This is a genomic window from Streptomyces sp. NPDC005496, from assembly GCF_042872045.1.
In the GTDB taxonomy this organism is placed as follows: Bacteria; Actinomycetota; Actinomycetes; order Streptomycetales; family Streptomycetaceae; genus Streptomyces.
In genome coordinates this window covers 105,020-120,101 of sequence record NZ_JBIAJQ010000011.1, presented here as the reverse complement: position 1 = coordinate 120,101, position 15,082 = coordinate 105,020, and the positions used below count along the sequence as shown (strand labels likewise).

15 protein-coding genes are annotated in these 15,082 nt (G+C 73.3%); 9 read left to right on the top strand and 6 right to left on the bottom strand.

Annotated features, from left to right (window positions below; genetic code table 11):
- The first annotated feature begins 32 nt into the window (after positions 1-32).
- From rhaS to ACFYQQ_RS30130, 6 genes are all read left to right on the top strand, one after another.
- Positions 33-1,115 (top strand): rhamnose ABC transporter substrate-binding protein, encoded by a 1,083-nt coding sequence (gene rhaS, locus ACFYQQ_RS30155; RefSeq protein WP_356241533.1) that lies wholly within the window; start codon positions 33-35, stop codon positions 1,113-1,115.
- Positions 1,116-1,132: 17 nt separating this feature from the next.
- On the top strand, positions 1,133-1,453 hold the full coding sequence (locus tag ACFYQQ_RS30150) for an L-rhamnose mutarotase (RefSeq protein ID WP_355788272.1): 321 nt from the start codon (positions 1,133-1,135) through the stop codon (positions 1,451-1,453).
- Between the two features lie 360 nt (positions 1,454-1,813).
- The gene (locus ACFYQQ_RS30145; RefSeq protein WP_355788270.1) at positions 1,814-2,839 is read left to right on the top strand and encodes a LacI family DNA-binding transcriptional regulator; all 1,026 of its coding nucleotides are present in this window, start codon (positions 1,814-1,816) and stop codon (positions 2,837-2,839) included.
- 136 nt (positions 2,840-2,975) lie between these two features.
- The gene (locus ACFYQQ_RS30140; protein WP_355788277.1) at positions 2,976-4,277 is read left to right on the top strand and encodes an alpha/beta fold hydrolase; all 1,302 of its coding nucleotides are present in this window, start codon (positions 2,976-2,978) and stop codon (positions 4,275-4,277) included.
- A 79-nt stretch (positions 4,278-4,356) separates the two neighbouring features.
- A complete protein-coding gene (locus ACFYQQ_RS30135) occupies positions 4,357-4,572 on the top strand; it encodes a hypothetical protein (RefSeq protein WP_355788269.1) in 216 nt (71 codons plus the stop codon).
- Between the two features lie 165 nt (positions 4,573-4,737).
- On the top strand, positions 4,738-5,583 hold the full coding sequence (locus ACFYQQ_RS30130; RefSeq protein ID WP_355788266.1) for a pentapeptide repeat-containing protein: 846 nt from the start codon (positions 4,738-4,740) through the stop codon (positions 5,581-5,583).
- On the opposite strand, the gene ACFYQQ_RS30125 is transcribed toward ACFYQQ_RS30130, so the two are convergent.
- Positions 5,545-7,035: a cytochrome P450 gene (locus ACFYQQ_RS30125; protein WP_356165480.1), complete on the bottom strand. Its 1,491-nt coding sequence runs from the start codon at positions 7,033-7,035 to the stop codon at positions 5,545-5,547. The two genes, ACFYQQ_RS30130 and ACFYQQ_RS30125, sit on opposite strands and share 39 nt — an antisense overlap.
- Positions 7,036-7,154: 119 nt before the next feature.
- Here ACFYQQ_RS30125 and ACFYQQ_RS30120 point away from each other — a divergent pair, with 119 nt between their 5' ends.
- Together ACFYQQ_RS30120 and ACFYQQ_RS30115 are read left to right on the top strand one after the other, a co-directional pair.
- Complete coding sequence (locus ACFYQQ_RS30120; RefSeq protein ID WP_356165483.1) at positions 7,155-7,769, top strand: TetR/AcrR family transcriptional regulator; 615 nt, start codon at positions 7,155-7,157, stop codon at positions 7,767-7,769.
- An 84-nt stretch (positions 7,770-7,853) separates the two neighbouring features.
- On the top strand, positions 7,854-8,579 hold the full coding sequence (locus ACFYQQ_RS30115) for a DUF2470 domain-containing protein (protein WP_355794056.1): 726 nt from the start codon (positions 7,854-7,856) through the stop codon (positions 8,577-8,579).
- Here ACFYQQ_RS30115 and ACFYQQ_RS30110 read toward each other — a convergent pair.
- The 3 genes from ACFYQQ_RS30110 to ACFYQQ_RS30100 form a co-directional block, all read right to left on the bottom strand.
- On the bottom strand, positions 8,547-9,788 hold the full coding sequence (locus ACFYQQ_RS30110) for a lactonase family protein (RefSeq protein ID WP_355794055.1): 1,242 nt from the start codon (positions 9,786-9,788) through the stop codon (positions 8,547-8,549). The two genes, ACFYQQ_RS30115 and ACFYQQ_RS30110, sit on opposite strands and share 33 nt — an antisense overlap.
- A gap of 114 nt (positions 9,789-9,902) precedes the next feature.
- Positions 9,903-10,958 carry a hypothetical protein gene (locus tag ACFYQQ_RS30105; RefSeq protein WP_356241530.1) on the bottom strand — a complete coding sequence of 352 codons (1,056 nt, stop codon included), beginning with the start codon at positions 10,956-10,958 and terminating at the stop codon, positions 9,903-9,905.
- Positions 10,959-11,008: 50 nt separating this feature from the next.
- Complete coding sequence (locus ACFYQQ_RS30100; RefSeq protein WP_355794312.1) at positions 11,009-12,286, bottom strand: aromatic acid exporter family protein; 1,278 nt, start codon at positions 12,284-12,286, stop codon at positions 11,009-11,011.
- Positions 12,287-12,419: 133 nt separating this feature from the next.
- Between ACFYQQ_RS30100 and ACFYQQ_RS30095 the strand changes: the two genes are divergently transcribed.
- Positions 12,420-13,016, top strand: a complete 597-nt coding sequence (locus ACFYQQ_RS30095; RefSeq protein ID WP_356241527.1) for a TIGR03086 family metal-binding protein — start codon at positions 12,420-12,422, stop codon at positions 13,014-13,016.
- A 25-nt stretch (positions 13,017-13,041) separates the two neighbouring features.
- Here the strand turns inward: ACFYQQ_RS30095 and ACFYQQ_RS30090 are convergent, their stop codons facing one another.
- On the bottom strand, positions 13,042-13,536 hold the full coding sequence (locus tag ACFYQQ_RS30090) for an FBP domain-containing protein (RefSeq protein ID WP_356241524.1): 495 nt from the start codon (positions 13,534-13,536) through the stop codon (positions 13,042-13,044).
- A 169-nt stretch (positions 13,537-13,705) separates the two neighbouring features.
- Positions 13,706-15,064: a GH1 family beta-glucosidase gene (locus tag ACFYQQ_RS30085; protein WP_356241521.1), complete on the bottom strand. Its 1,359-nt coding sequence runs from the start codon at positions 15,062-15,064 to the stop codon at positions 13,706-13,708.
- Between the last annotated feature and the right edge of the window lie 18 nt (positions 15,065-15,082).

Sequence of the window (15,082 nt, the reverse complement as noted above, 5' to 3'; positions counted from 1 at the left end):
ACCCCGCGTACCTTCCGCAAAGGATCTCCGCCATGCGCAAGTCATCGATCCGCCGTACCTGCGCGGCCCTCGCCGCCGTCACCTCCCTGGCCCTCGCGGCCACCGCCTGCGGCGGCACCACCAAGGACGACGTCAAGGACGACGGCGGCGCCGCCGCCCCGGCCGGCAAGGCGGACCCGAACGCCGCCACCAAGAAGGGCCTGACGGTCGGCTTCCTGCCCAAGCAGGTCAACAACCCCTACTTCACCTCAGCCGACAAGGGCGGCGAGAAGGCGCTCCAGGAGCTGGGCTCCAGCTACAAGGAGGTCGGCCCGAGCAGCGCCACCGACACCTCCGGCCAGGTGTCGTACGTCAACACGCTCACCCAGCAGCAGGTCGACGCGATGGCCGTCTCCGCACAGGACCCCGGCGCCCTGTGCACGGCGCTCAAGCAGGCCATGAAGAACAAGATCAAGGTCGTCACCTACGACTCGGACACCAAGGCCGACTGCCGCAACGCCTTCGTCTCGCAGGCCAGCGCCGAGGACCTCGGCCGCACCGAGGTGCAGCTGCTCGCCGAACAGATCGGCTACAAGGGCGAGATCGCGATCCTGTCGGCCGCGCAGACCGCGACGAACCAGAACCTCTGGATCGACTTCATGAAGGACGAGCTGAAGGACCCGAAGTACAAGGACATCAAGCTGGTCAAGGTCGCCTACGGCAACGACGACGCGCAGCAGTCCTTCCAGCAGACCCAGGGCCTGCTCCAGGAGCACCCGAAGCTGGCCGGGATCATCTCCCCGACCACCGTCGGCATCAAGGCCGCCGCCCAGTACCTGTCCGGCTCGAAGTACAAGGGCAAGGTCAAGCTGACCGGCCTCGGCACCCCCAACGACATGCGCAAGTACGTCAAGAACGGCACCGTCGAGGCCTTCGAGCTGTGGGACCCGGCGAAGCTCGGCGAACTGGCCGCGCGCACCGCGGTCGCGCTGTCCTCGGGGCAGATCACCGGCAAGGAGGGCGAGACCTTCAAGGCCGGCGACATGGGCTCGTACACCATCGGCAAGGACGGCGTGATCAGCCTCGGTAAGCCCACCGTCTTCGACAAGAAGAACATCGACCAGTTCAACTTCTAGTCGGCGGAGGGTTCTCGATGCAACGGGTGTGCTTTCTGCTGAAGGTCCGTGCGGACCGCCTCGACGAGTACCGCGAGCGGCACGCCGCCGTCTGGCCCGAGATGCGCGAGGCGCTCTCGGCCACCGGCTGGCACAACTACTCGCTCTTCCTGCGGGAGGACGGCCTGCTGGTCGGCTACCTGGAGACCGAGGACTTCGCCGCTGCACAGGCCGGCATGGAGGCCACCGACGTCAACGCCCGCTGGCAGGCGGAAATGGCGCCGCTCTTCGAATCGCTGGACGGCGCCCGACCCGACGAAGCAATGAGGCCCCTGAGCGAGGTGTTCCACCTCGCCTGACCTCGCGCGGCCGCTCACGACGGGCGGCCGCGCGCCCGTCCGCACCTCGACCCGCCCCACCCGTGCCGACCCAGGAGTCCCGGACATGAGAAGACGCACCCCGACGGCGACCGCCCCGGTGGGCGCGGCGCCGCACGGGCGGCGGACCGGACGCGCCGGACGAGGTCCTGGTGGCCGGGACGCGCGTCCCGGGGGACGGGACCCGATCGACCGCGCACCCGGAGCGGTCCGCCGGCACCACCCCCCGCGCGCCGCGGGTCCCCGGCTTCCGGCTCCCCGCACGACCACGGATCCCGCCCCGCCCGCGGGTAATGTGAGCCCCTGCCCGCCGCTTCTCGTCCCTCTGGAGGTCCCTGCCTGATGGCCCAGTCGGTGGGTATCAAGGACGTCGCCCGAGTCGCCGGGGTCTCGGTGGGCACGGTCTCCAACGTCATCAACCGCCCGGACACGGTCGCCTCCGAGACCCGGGCCCGCGTCCAGTCCGCCATAGAGCGGCTCGGCTACGTCCGCAGCGAGTCCGCGCGCCAGCTCCGGGCCGGGCGCAGCCGGATCATGGGCCTGCTCGTCCTCGACATGGGCAACCCGTTCTTCGTGGACGTGGCGCGCGGCGCCGAGCGCGCCGCCCGCGAGGCCGGGCTCGGCGTCATGGTCTGCAACAGCGCGCAGAGCGCCGGCGAGGAGGCGGACTACCTGTCGCTCTTCGCCGAGCAGCGGGTGCGCGGCGTCCTGCTGACGCCCGCCGACGCGACGGGCCGCAACATCGCGGCGTTCCGCAGGCACGGCATCCCGTTCGTGCTCGTCGACCGTGTGGCCGAGGGCACCACGGAGTGCTCGGTGTCGGTCGACGACGTGGCGGGCGGCGCCCTGGCCGTCCGGCATCTCGTCGACGCCGGCCACCGCTCCATCGCCTATGTGAGCGGACCGCCCGGCCTCAACCAGGTCAGGGACCGCCGGGAGGGCGCCCTGAACGCGCTCGCGGAGGCGGGACTCGCCCCCGGCCTGCTGCGCGAACTGCCCACCGAGCGGCTCGACGTGGCCGCGGGGCGGGACGCCGGCGCGCGCCTCCTCGGGCTCGCCGAGCGCCCGACCGCCGTGTTCTGCGCCAACGACCTGCTCGCGCTCGGTGTCCTTCAGGCCATGTTCGCGGCCGGCGTCGGTGTCCCCGACGACCTCGCGATCGTCGGCTACGACGACATCGAGTTCGCGGCGGCCGCCGCCGTCCCGCTCACCTCCGTACGCCAGCCGGCCGTGACCATGGGCGCCCTCGCCGCGGAACTCCTCCTGGAGGAGACCGAGGCGGAGACCGCGCCCACCCCGCACGAGCACCGCCGGGTCGTCCTCCAGCCGGAACTGGTGGTGCGCAGCTCCAGCCTCGCCGGGCGCTGACCCGCCGTTCAGTTCCGGCCGTCGGCCGCGCTGAGCGGCCGGTCAGCAGCGGTTTCCCGATCCCCGGTCTCGGCCGACGGCCGAACGTGTGCTCAACTGGGACGCGGCCTGGAATCCGTACGTCTCGGGAGCCCTGTTGACCACCAGTTACCGTCAGCCCGGTGTCGTCCTCACCGACCGGCACTTCACCGTGCCGCTCGACCACGACCACCCGGCGGGGGAGCGCATCGAGCTCTTCGCCCGCGAGGTCGTCGCCAGTGAGCGGGCGGAGCAGCGGCTCCCCTGGCTCGTCTACCTCCAGGGTGGACCGGGCTTCGGCGCCAATCGCTTCGTCGGCAGGCAGGCCTGGCTCGGCCGGGCCCTCCAGGAGTACCGGGTGCTGCTCCTCGACCAGCGCGGCACCGGCCACTCCACGCCCGCGAACCGGCAGACGCTGCCGCTGCACGGCGGACCCCGCGAGCAGGCCGACTACCTCACGCACTTCCGGGCGGACTCCATCGTCCGCGACTGCGAGGCCATCCGGCCCGCCCTCACCGGCGGCGAGCCCTGGACCGTGCTCGGCCAGAGCTTCGGCGGCTTCTGCACCGTGAACTACCTGTCCACCGCGCCCGAGGGACTGAGCGCCGCGCTCATCACCGGCGGACTGCCCTCGCTCGACGGCCACGCGGACGACGTCTACCGGGCCGCCTACCCGCGCATCGAGCGCAAGGTCGCCGCGCACTACGCCCGCTACCCGCAGGACGTCGAGCGGGCCCGGCGGATCGCCGAGCACCTGATCCGGCACGAGCCGGTCCTGCCCGGCGGCTACCGGCTCACCGTCGAGGCCTTCCAGTCCCTCGGCATCCTGCTCGGCGGGGGAGACGGCAGCCACCGCCTGCACTACCTCCTGGAGCACGCCTTCGTCCGCACCGCACAGGGTCCGGCCCTCTCGGACGCGTTCCAGGAGGAGGTCCAGAGCCTGCTCTCGTACGCGGGACACCCCCTGTACGCCCTCGTCCACGAGGCGGTCTACGCCCAGGACGACCGCCCCACCGCCTGGTCCGCGGAGCGCGTGCGCGCCGAGTTCCCGCAGTTCGACGCGGCGAAGGCGCTCACGGAGGACGGCCCGCTGCTGTTCACCGGCGAGTCCGTGCACCCCTGGATGTTCGACATCGACCCGGCGCTGCGCCCGCTGCGCGAGACCGCCGAGGAACTGGCGTCGCGCCGGGACTGGAAGCCCCTGTACGACCCGGCCCGGCTCGCGGTGAACGAGGTGCCGGTCGCCGCCGCCGTCTACCACGACGACATGTACGTCGACACCGGCCACTCCCTGCGTACGGCGCGTGCCGTGCGGGGGCTGCGCACGTGGGTGACCGACGAGTTCGAGCACGACGGGGTGCGGGCGGGCGGCCCCCGGGTGCTGGACCGGCTGCTGGCCCTGAGCCGCGACGAGGTCTGACCGGAGCCGTCCTGTCTCCGGGGTGCTCCCGGTCGCCCGCCCGGATGCGCGGCCGGGTGCCCGGGACCATCCTGGAGACATGTCCGGACGGGCCCCTGTGGTGGTGCATCCGCCGAACGGCACCGGCGGTCGCCGGGTGACGGCACGCGGCGAGATCCTCGGCCTGGCGTTCTCCGACGAGGACGTCGTCGAGTTCCTCAGCCGCGCCGGTCTGCCCGACGCCGAGGATCTGCTCGACGATCCCGCGTGGGTGAAATGGCGCGGTGCGGACGCGCACCACTACCAGGCGGCATAGCGAGAACGCCCCCGGGCCGGCCTCTTCGACACAGCGCCGGCCGGTCCCTCCGCCGTGCCCCGACGGAATGCCGGGAGGCGGCGCGGGGGAGCGGACGACGAACGGCGCCACGGATGGCGACGCCCGACCGCAAGCGCGGGAGCGCAGGTCAGTAGGCTTACGGGCATGCGGGAGAACGACGAGACGACCGAGGAACGGCGCTCCGGACTGCGGGCCGACTGCGGCCGGTGCTTCGGGCTGTGCTGCGTCGCCCTGCCCTTCTCCCGCTCGGCGGACTTCGCGGCCGACAAGGACGCGGGCGAACCCTGTACGAACCTGCGGACGGACTTCGGCTGCGGCATCCACACCCGGCTGCGGGAGTCGGGCTTCACCGGCTGCACGGTCTACGACTGTTTCGGCGCCGGCCAGCACGTCTCGCAGGTCACCTTCGGCGGGCGGGACTGGCGCTCGGGACCGCCCGAGCGGACCCGCCTGATGTTCGAGGTGTTCCCCGTCGTACGGCAGCTGCACGAACTGCTCCGCTACCTGGACGAGGCGCTGTCCCTGCCGGCCGCCCGCCCGGTCCACCCCGACCTGCGCCGGATGCTCGGCGAGACCGAGCGGCTCACCCGGCTCGACCCGGACGAGCTGCGGGGCCTCGACGTGGGAGCACACCGGCAGCGGGTCGACGTGCTCCTGCTGCGGACGAGTGACCTCGTGCGCGCGGGCGCCGGCGGGGGACGGAAGAAGAACCGGCGGGGCGCCGACCTCATGGGTGCCCGCCTGCGGGGCGCCGACCTCAGGGGCGCCTGTCTGCGCGGCGCCTACCTCATCGCCGCCGACCTCACCGGTGCCGACCTGCGTACGGCGGACCTGATCGGCGCCGACCTGCGCGACGCCGATCTCTCGGACGCCGACCTGACGGGCGCGTTCTTCCTGACGCAGCCCCAGGTGGACGCGGCCCGGGGCAGCGCCGGCACGAAGCTGCCGGAGTCAGTCACCCGTCCCGGACACTGGGCAGCGCAGGGCTGAAGGCCCGGCCGCGGCGGGGGAGCGGCGCGCGAGGCGCAGCCGCAGACCGTCGGGCATCAGCGTGAGCCGCTCGGCCACCCGCAGCCGGTAGCCCGGCTCGGGAAGCAGCTCGTAGCGGCGCAGCAGCAGTCCGAGGACCAACGTCGCCTCGTGCAGGGCGAACTGGCGCCCGATACAGGCCCGCGCGCCGGTGCCGAACGGCTTGAAGGTGTGCGCGGGGCGGGCGCGTACCGCCTTCGCGTCGAAGCGGTCGGGGTCGAACCGTTCGGCGTCCGCACCCCACACCTCCGGGTCGCGGTGCAGCATCGCCGTCAGCACCAGGGCCCACGCGCCCTGCCGCATCGGGTGGACGCCGCCCAGCACCGTGTCCTGCCGGGCCTCACGCGCGAAGGCGGGCGCCGTCGGCCACAGCCGCAGTGCCTCGTCGAGCACCCGGCGGACGTAGCGGAGCCGTGCCACCTGGTCGTAGGCGGGCCGCTCGGTGTCGCCCCAGACGCGGTCCACCTCCGCGCGGGCGCGGGCGGCGACGTCGGGGTGTTCGGCGAGGTAGTGCAGCGCGAAGGAGAGGGCGCCCGAGGTCGTCTCGTGGCCCGCGATCAGGAAGGTGATCACCTGGCGGCGGACGTTCTCCGGCGACAGCCGCTCGCCGGTCGCCGGGTGGGCCGTCTCCAGCATGCGGTCCAGCAGGTCGCCGTCGCCGCTCGCGGTGCGGCGGGCCGCCACGACGGCGTCCACCGTCCGGTTCAGGTAGGCCATGTCGGCCTCGTTGCGGCGGCTCGCGCGGCGCAGGACCAGCGGGGCCAGGGGCGCGGGGACGACGTTGCGCCGCTGCGCGTGGGTCAGGGCGCCCACCATCGCGTCCACGAAGGGGTGCGGCCGGGAGCGCTCGAAGGAGCCGAAGTCGTGCCCGAAGCCGGTGCGGGAGATCGTCTCCAGGGTCAGCTTGGTCATGTCGCCCGGGACGTCCACGCCGTGCCCGGCCGCCGCCTGCCGGTCCCACCGGTCGGTCAGGCGCTCGGCCACGGCGAGCATCATCGGGTGGTAGCCCTCCATGGCCTCCCGGCTGAAGCCCGGGGCCAGCACGTCGTGCGCGAGCTGCCAGTTCGGTTCGTGGTTGTACGCCGTGAACAGTCCGTCGCCGGCCACCGGGCGGAGATTGGCGACGCCGAGGCCCACGTGCTTGGCGAACCGCGACTCGTCGGCCAGCTCGGCGGCGAGCCGGGCGCCCCCGACGAAGACGATCTCGTTGCCGAACGCCTTGCGGCGGAAGACGGGCCCGAGCCGGCGTCCGAAGCGCAGCGAGTCCTGGACGGGCGTCCGCACGTTCGCACCCACCACGTCCCCGATCAGCGGGACCCGCAGCGGGGGGTGCGGAATCCGGTGGAGCTCGGGCCAGCCCAGCTCGGCGCTGCGGAACCCCTTGGGCAGCGCGGCCCCTGTCGTCTGCGCCATCGCGCCATCTCCCTTGCGTCCACGCCGGGTTGGGCCCGGCGGCGCCCTGTTGTACGTGAGTTCAACAGCGGCCGCCAGTCTGGTCCCGTTGTTGAACCGGCGTCAAGTAAGGTGCGGGCATGGCCGGGAACCAGGGGGAGCGGACGGAGCGCACGCGCCGCCGTCTCAGTACCGAGGAGCGCCGGGAGCAGCTGCTGTCGGTCGGTGCGCGGCTGTTCTCGGAGAGCCCGTACGACGAGGTGTGGATCGAGCGGGTCGCCGAGATCGCCGGTGTCTCGCGCGGGCTGCTCTACCACTACTTCCCGACGAAGCGGGACTTCTTCGCGGCCGTCGTCGAGCGCGAGAGCGGGCGCATGCTGCGGATGACCGCGGCGGTGCCCGGCGTCCCGGTGCGCGAGCAGCTCTCCGCCGGCCTCGACACCTTCCTCGGCTACGTCGAGGAGCACGCGCACGGGTTCCGCGCCTTCCACCGTGCCGACGCCGCGGGCGACCAGTCCGTGCGGAAGGTCTACCAGCGCGCGCTGGCCGCGCAGGAGCGGCAGATCCTCCAGGCGCTCGCGGCGGACCCGGAGCGGGACGCCGCCGCCGAGGGCCCGGAGCTGCGGATCGCCGTGCGGGGGTGGCTGGCGTTCACCACGGCCGTGTGCCTGGAGTGGCTCCGGGACCCCGGGCTCTCCCGCGAGCAGGTGCGCGATCTGTGCGCGCGGGCCCTGCTGGGCGCGATCACTCCCTGATCCCGGCGCGCGACCCGCCGGACGTGGTTGGCGTGCACCCCGAACTCCGATAGGTTAGGCAAGGCTTACCTAAGGAGGTTTGGGATGGGTGTCCGTCACACCTGGGCGGCAGCGCCGTCCGCGGCCGAACGCGCCCGCTCGGTGCTCGCCACCGCATGGTCCTGCGCCGTGACCGCCGAGGGCGGCCGCGAGGAGTTCGTCGGCGCGCACACCGTCGCCGAGGACGGCCGGGTGCTCCTGCACGTGCCCGACGACAGCACGCTGGTCGCGGCCGCGATCTGCGCGCCGCGCGGCGAGCCGTCCGCGGTGCTGGAGTTCGCCGACGTCGCGCCCGTCCCGGTGCGCGACCGCATCCGCGCGAGGCTCTGGCTGGCCGGCTGGTTCGCCCTGGACGAGGGGCATCTGGCGTTCCAGCCCTCGCGCGCCGTCCTGCGGGAGGCCTCCGGGTCGGTCGTGGTGGACCTCGACGACCTGGCCGCCGCCCGGCCCGACCCCCTCGCGACGGCGGAGGCCAAGCTGCTCACCCACCTCGCCGACGCCCACCCGGACGCGGTCGAGCGGCTGACCCGGCTCGTGGAGCCCGACAGCCTGCACGGCGCCGTCCGCGTGCGGCCGCTCGCCGTCGACCGGCACGGGCTGACCCTGCGCATCGAGCGGGCGCGCGGCAACGGCGACGTGCGCCTGCCCTTCCACGCCCCGGCCGACGACCTCGGGCGGCTCACGGAGCGCATGCACGTCCTGCTCGCCCAGGCGAGTGCCGCAGCCTGCCCCCGGGCGCTACAGCGGCAGCGCACAGACGGCGACCGGTGAGGCGAACGGCTCGCCCGCCCGCCGCAGTTCACCACTGGCGCGGTCGACCCGGAAGACGCTGACCGTGCCCGACTTCTGGTTCGCCGCGAACAGCAGGCGCTGGTCCGGGGAGAAGGCGATCTGGCGCGGGAAGTCGCCGCCCACCGGCACCGTGCCGAGGAGGCGCAGCCGGGCGCCGTCCTTCTCGACCGCGTACCGGGTCAGGCTGTCGTGTCCGCGGTTGGCGAGGTAGGCGTACGACCCGTCCGAGGTGACCAGGATCTGCGCGGGATAGCTCGTGCCCGCTCCGGTCCCGGTCGGCTGGGGGTCGCCCGGCGTCAGGCGTCCGGTGGCCGGCTCGTACGCGCAGACCGTGACGGTGTTGTCGACCTCGTTCGCCAGATAGGCGAAGCGGCCGCCCGGGTGGAAGGTCAGATGGCGCGGGCCCGCGCCCGGCCGGGTCCGCGCCCGCGAGACCTCCGTCAGTGTGCCCGCGGACTCGTCCAGGCGGTACGTGTACACGGTGTCGGTGCCCAGGTTGACGGCGAGCACATGGCCGCCGTCGGGACTCGTGAGGACCTGGTGGGCGTGCGGGCCCTCCTGGCCGGGGCCGGGGGCGGGCCGGGAGTGCGTCACGAGGTCCGTGCGCTCGCCGAGGGCGCCCGAGTCGCCGATCGGATGCACGGCGACGCTCCCCGAGCCGTAGTTGGCGCTGAGCAGCCAGCGTCCGCCCGGGTGCACGGACAGGTGGCAGGGACCGGAGCCGCCGGTGCCACGGGTGCCTAGGACCCTGTTCCCCGCGAGCCGTACGGCCGTCACCCCGCCGTCCGGCCGCTCGTCCACGGCGTACAGCGTGCGCCCGTCCGGGTGTACCGCCAGATAGGACGGATCGCCGACGCCCGTGATCGTCCCGGTCCCCGAGATCCGGCCGGTCGACGCGTCGTACGTGGCCAGGCCGATGCCCCTGCCGCCGCCCTCCACCGAGGTGTACGTGCCGATGAACAGCGGCCGGGGGCCGGCGGAACGGGCGGGCGGCGCGGCGGAGTCCGGAGCCGGCCGCGGCGGTCCCGAAGGTGCCGCGGGGGCGGCCTCGCCGGACGCGGAGCCGGTGGGCGCGACCGGCGCCGGGATCGCCGTCACGGCGGCGGCCGCCGTGAACGTCCCGACGAACCGGCGCCTGCTCCACCTTCCGCCGCCCGGACCGCGCTCCGGCTCTCCATCACTGCTCATGCCTGCACCTCGGGTGTCGGTCGCCTCGGCTGTGACAGCCACCTTGACGCGACCCACCCGTCCCGTGCAAGAAAGACAACGGCCGTTGCGGTCACCGCAACGGCCGTCCGCCGCTCACCAGTCACCGTCCCCCACCGGCTCGCCCGGCGCGTCCCCGAGGGGTTTCACCTGGTGGGGCGAGGGCTGCTGCCACGGCTCGTGGTCGTTGCCCAGCCACTCGCCGACCGGCTTCACCCCGCCCAGGGTGTCCGGGGGAGCGGTGTCCGTGGCGTCCTGGTCGTAGTAGTCGAACCACGGCAGGCCCGCGCGGGTGTACGCCGCCCGGTCGACCGGCGACGGGGGCGGTGCCTCGCCGGTGATGCGCCGCCACTCCGGGGGCGTCACCAGGTGCACGAACACGCGACCGGACGGTTCCTCCGCCCAACTGCCCGCCGGCCGGTCGTCCCGGTAGACCTCCTGGCGCATCGAACCGCCGACCCCCAGCCCCATGGCGGCGGCCCGCCGCGGGGGACCGCCCGCCGGAGCGCCGCCGGGAGCGGGCGGCGGGGCCGCGGCCATCGGGGCCGCCGGCATCGCTCCGTACGCCTGGAGCGGCGGCGCGGCCGTCCGCGCCTGCTCGGCCCGCACACGCTGCTCCTCGCGCCACTCGGCCAGCCGCCGCGCGTTCAGCGGGAAGGACTGGAGCTGCACGCCGCCCCACACCTCCTCACCGGTCACCTGGCCCTCGACGGTGGCACCGAGGCCGAGGGGCACCGCCACGAACTGGCGGACCGTCCCCTTACCGGAATTGATCCCGTCCAGCCACGGCTGCCGCGGGAGCACGACGTAGTTCTGCGGGTCCCGGTGCAGCCGGGCACTCCACGGGCGGCCCGAGATCGCGCACACCTTGCCCACCCCGACCTGGAGGGCGGCCGGCTCCTGCGAACCCCCGAAACTCAGCCACATGGCCTCGCGCAGATAGACCGGCAGCATCACCCCGCCGCGAGTCCGCCAGGCCTCTGGCACCGAGTCCGCGTAGTCCTCGACACGCCGAACCGGGAACTCGCCGAGGCCGGGAGGCAGTGCGTGGGTGCCCGTCTCGGGCAGCCGCAGCGTCCTCATGAACCGGACGCGCACCCCTCCGGGCAGCAGCAGGGTATTACCGTCGATCCGCGCGGTGCCTTCGGGCATCCGGACGCTCCCCTCGTCGCGCTGGTGCCACGCTCCGGCGTGGCACCTCGTCAGCTAGAACGCTTCGCGGGGGAGCGGCGGTTCCGCCACGGGAGGGCGAGGTGTCCGTGCTTGCGGCGCAGCCGGCGCACGCGCTGCTGGAGGCGGGCCAGGCGCGGCCAGCGCTCGCGCTGCTCCCGTGTGCAGCGGTCCAGCTCCTCCAGAAGCCGGCGGGAGCGGTGCTCCATGTCGAGTTCGTCGAGGATGCGGTTGACCTCGGTCAGCACGGCACCGTGCAACTGCCACAGCCGCGCGTCGCGCTGGACGCCCTCCAGCAACAGCTGGGCCAGCTTGTCGCGGGTGGCGGCGGCCCTGGCGAGTTCCGCGCCGAGCCGCGTCTCGGCGGACTCGGCGCTCTGGCTGACGTGGGTGGTCACCAGGACCGAGAAGCTCACCACGGCATCGCCCACTTCGGACAGGAGCTCCTCAAGTGCCGCCCCCACCTGCGGATCGAACAGCGGCTCGGGCTCGTGTTCCTTGGCCAGGTCGGTGAAGCTGCGCGCGAGCACCCGCAGGACGACCGTGCAGATCTCCAGCGTGTCGAGGCCGGTGCGGAGCACGACCCGGTGCAGCAGCCCCTCGCGGACGCGCGGGTTGAGCTTGAGGCTGTCCTCGGCCTGGCGCAGCGCCCCGTCCACCTCGGCGATGTCGTGGTCGAGCCGGCGCGCCTCGTGCAGTCGCGCGGCCGCTTGTGCAAACGCGGTGCGTCCCGCGGCCTCCTCGCCGAGGCGCAGCATCAGCTGCCGCATCCGGCGCGCCAGGTCCCCGATGGACTCGCCGGCCGCGTCCGTCCAGACCGGCGGGGCGAACAGCAGGTTGCACGCGAGGCCCACCACCGCGCCGATCACCGTCTCCAGGACACGGGCCCAGGCGTAGTCGCCCACCTTGGTGACGCCGAGGACCAGCATGGCGCTGATCGCCACCTCGGGCACGAACTCGCTGACCCGTACCAGGTGCCCGACGGCGAGCGAGGCGATGATGAGCAGCGCCAGACTCCACCAGGTCAGACCCACCAGCACGCTGAAGCCGATGGCGACGATGACACCGGCGACGACCGAGTTCACCCGCCGCAGGCTGGTGGTGATCGTGCCGTACAGGGTCACCTGGACGACCAGCAGGGCGGTCAGCGGAGCGGTGAGCGGAGCGGCCTCGGGGCTGAGCCGAACGGCCACCACGTACGCGATCGTCGCCGCCAGAGTCGATCTCAGGGCCTGCACGACCGCGGGTTCCCGCCGTCGCCTCACGATCCGTGTGACGGATGTCGTCCACTCCCCACGTGCCACTCGCATCCTTGCGCTGTTCCCCTTTCACAGGTGCAACGAACGTTTTGTTCCGTACTCATTGAGGACCGTAACTGTCCGCAAGTGTGCCTAAGTTGTTCTCGAAGGGCGAAGTGAGGTCGAGCGAGGGAAGGGGACCGGAATGGTCGGCACAGAGGGCGTCGAGCTGTTGTCGCGGGCGCACACCTACCTGAGCGAGGTGGTGGCGGCCGTACCGGAGCAGGCCTGGGGGGCGCGGACGCCCTGCAGCGAGTGGACCGTACGTCAGGTAGTGAATCACGCGCGTCTCGATCAGCAGGCTTACGGCGCTGTCGTCACCGGCCACGGGTTGCCGGAGTCGGACCCCTTCCAGCCCGCCGACGCGCTGCACGGTGACGCCTCGGCCGAGCTGGACGCGGTACTGGCGGGCGTGCGGGACGTCTACGACGGGCTGGCGGGTGACGGCGCGCAGGTGCCGACCCCGCTGGGGCCGCTGCCCTTCCCGCTCGCCGCGGCGGCGGCCGCGATGGACGCGGCGGTGCACGCCTGGGACGTCGCCGTGGCGACGGGCCAGGACGCGCCGCTGGCCGAGGATGTCGCCGAGGGGATCTGGCCGGTCGCGACCGCGCTCGTCGACCGGCTCCGCGACGCGTACGGCGTCTTCGCCCCGGCGCGCGAGCCCGCGGCGGACGAGGGGCGGGCCGCGGCCCTGCTGGCGTTCCTGGGCCGGGACCCGCACTGGACGCCCGCCGCGTCCTGAGCCGCCCGCGCCGGGACCCGGGCGGTCAGCCGGAGAGCTTCGCCAGGAAGGCGGACAGGTTGCCCACGGTCCGGGCGATCTGCTCCTCCAGGGTGAGGGTCTCCTCGAAGCGGCCCCCGGGCTCCGGGGCCTTCTTCCCGCGCACGTAGAGCGAGCAGGCGAGGTCGGTGCACATGTAGATGCCGACCGAGTTGCCGTCGCGGCCCGCCGCGCCCGCCTTGCGCGCGGTCATCAGCGAGACGCCGCTGCCCGGGTGCGTGGTCAGGCAGAGCGAGCACATGCTCCGGTGCAGGAGCCCCCGCCGGGACGAGGGGAAGCGCAGCGTCACGCCGGCGAGCCGGCCCGCGTGCTCGGTGACGAGGTAGCTGCGGTCGGGTGCCCCCGGATCTCGCCAGCCCAGGAAGTCCAGGTGCTCCCAGGGGCGCTCGTCCAGGTCCCGGGGCACCGCCAGGCGCTTCGCCTCGCCCTTCGAGCAGTTGATGAACGAGGTGCGGATGTCCTGCTCGGTGAGCGGTCTCACGGGAACTCCTGAGGTGTGCGTACGGCTACGAGAAAAACCTAGGACGACTAGGTTCACACCTAAGCTACATAGCGACCCGGCCGACGGGCGAATGGATTTCCCGCAGGAGGAGGCGAAACGGCGGTCGCCGCCCCCGCGCCGTGCGCGGGGGCGGCGACCGCCGTCGGTGTCAGGCCGCGTTCCGGCGCAGGCCCCCGTGGCTGCGGATGATGTCCGCGTACCGGTGCCCGGTGCCCTTCACGGTCCGCTTCTGCGTCTTGTAGTCGACGTGCACGAGACCGAAGCGCTTGTCGTAGCCGTAGGCCCACTCGAAGTTGTCCAGGAGGGACCAGGCGAAGTACCCGGCCAGCGGCGCGCCCTGGCGGACCGCCGAGGCGCAGGCCGCGAGGTGCTGCTCCAGGTACTCCGTGCGCTCCGGGTCGTGGACGGTCCCGTCGGGCCGTACGACGTCCGGGTAGGCGGAGCCGTTCTCGGTGACGTACAGCTTGCGGGCTCCGTACTCGTTCGTGAGGCGCAGCAGCAGGCTCTCGATGCCCGCCGCGTCGATCTCCCAGTCCATGGCGGTGCGGCGGACGCCGAGCCGGCGGACCGTGCGGACGCGGGGGGCCGGCCCGGCGGGGTCGTCGGCGACCGCGGACGGGAAGTAGTAGTTCAGGCCCAGCCAGTCCAGCGGCTGCGCCATCGTCTCCAGGTCGCCCTGCTGCTCGGGGAGTTCGACCCCGTAGACCTCGCGCATGTCCGCGGGGAAGCCGCGGCCGTGGACGGGGTCCAGCCACCAGCGGTTGGTGTGCCCGTCCAGCCGGTGGGCCGCGGCGATGTCCTCGGGGCGGTCGGTGGCGGGCTCGACGCTGGAGAGGTTGTTGACGATGCCGACCTGGGCGCCGGGGGAGGCCGCGCGGATCGCCTGGGTGGCGAGGCCGTGGCCGAGGAGCAGGTGGTAGGAGGCGCGTACCGCGGCCGTGAGGTCCGTCCAGCCGGGAGCCATCCGGCCCTCCAGGTGGCCGATCCACGCCGAGCACAGCGGCTCGTTGAGGGTGGTCCAGTGCTGGACGCGGTCGCCGAGGCGCTCGGCGACGACCGAGGCGTACGCGGCGAAGTGGTGCGCGGTGTCGCGCTCCGGCCAGCCGCCGCGGTCCTGGAGCACCTGCGGCAGGTCCCAGTGGTAGAGGGTGACGGACGGCGTGATGCCCGCCTCCAGGAGGGCGTCGATCAGCCCGTCGTAGAAGTCCAGCCCCTTGGCGTTGACCGGGCCGTCGCCGCCCGGCACCACGCGCGGCCAGGCGATCGACAACCGGTAGGCGTTGGTGCCCAGTTGCCGCATCAGCCCGATGTCCTCGCGCCAGCGGTGGTAGTGGTCGCAGGCGAGGTCCCCGTCGTCGCCGTTGTCGATCTTGCCGGGGGTGTGCGAGAAGGTGTCCCAGATCGAGGGGGAGCGGCCGTCCTCGGCGACGGCGCCCTCGATCTGGTAGGCCGACGTGGCCGTGCCCCACAGGAAGTCATCGGGGAAGGCGGCGAGGTCGATGGTCACGGAGGTCCTTTCGGAAGG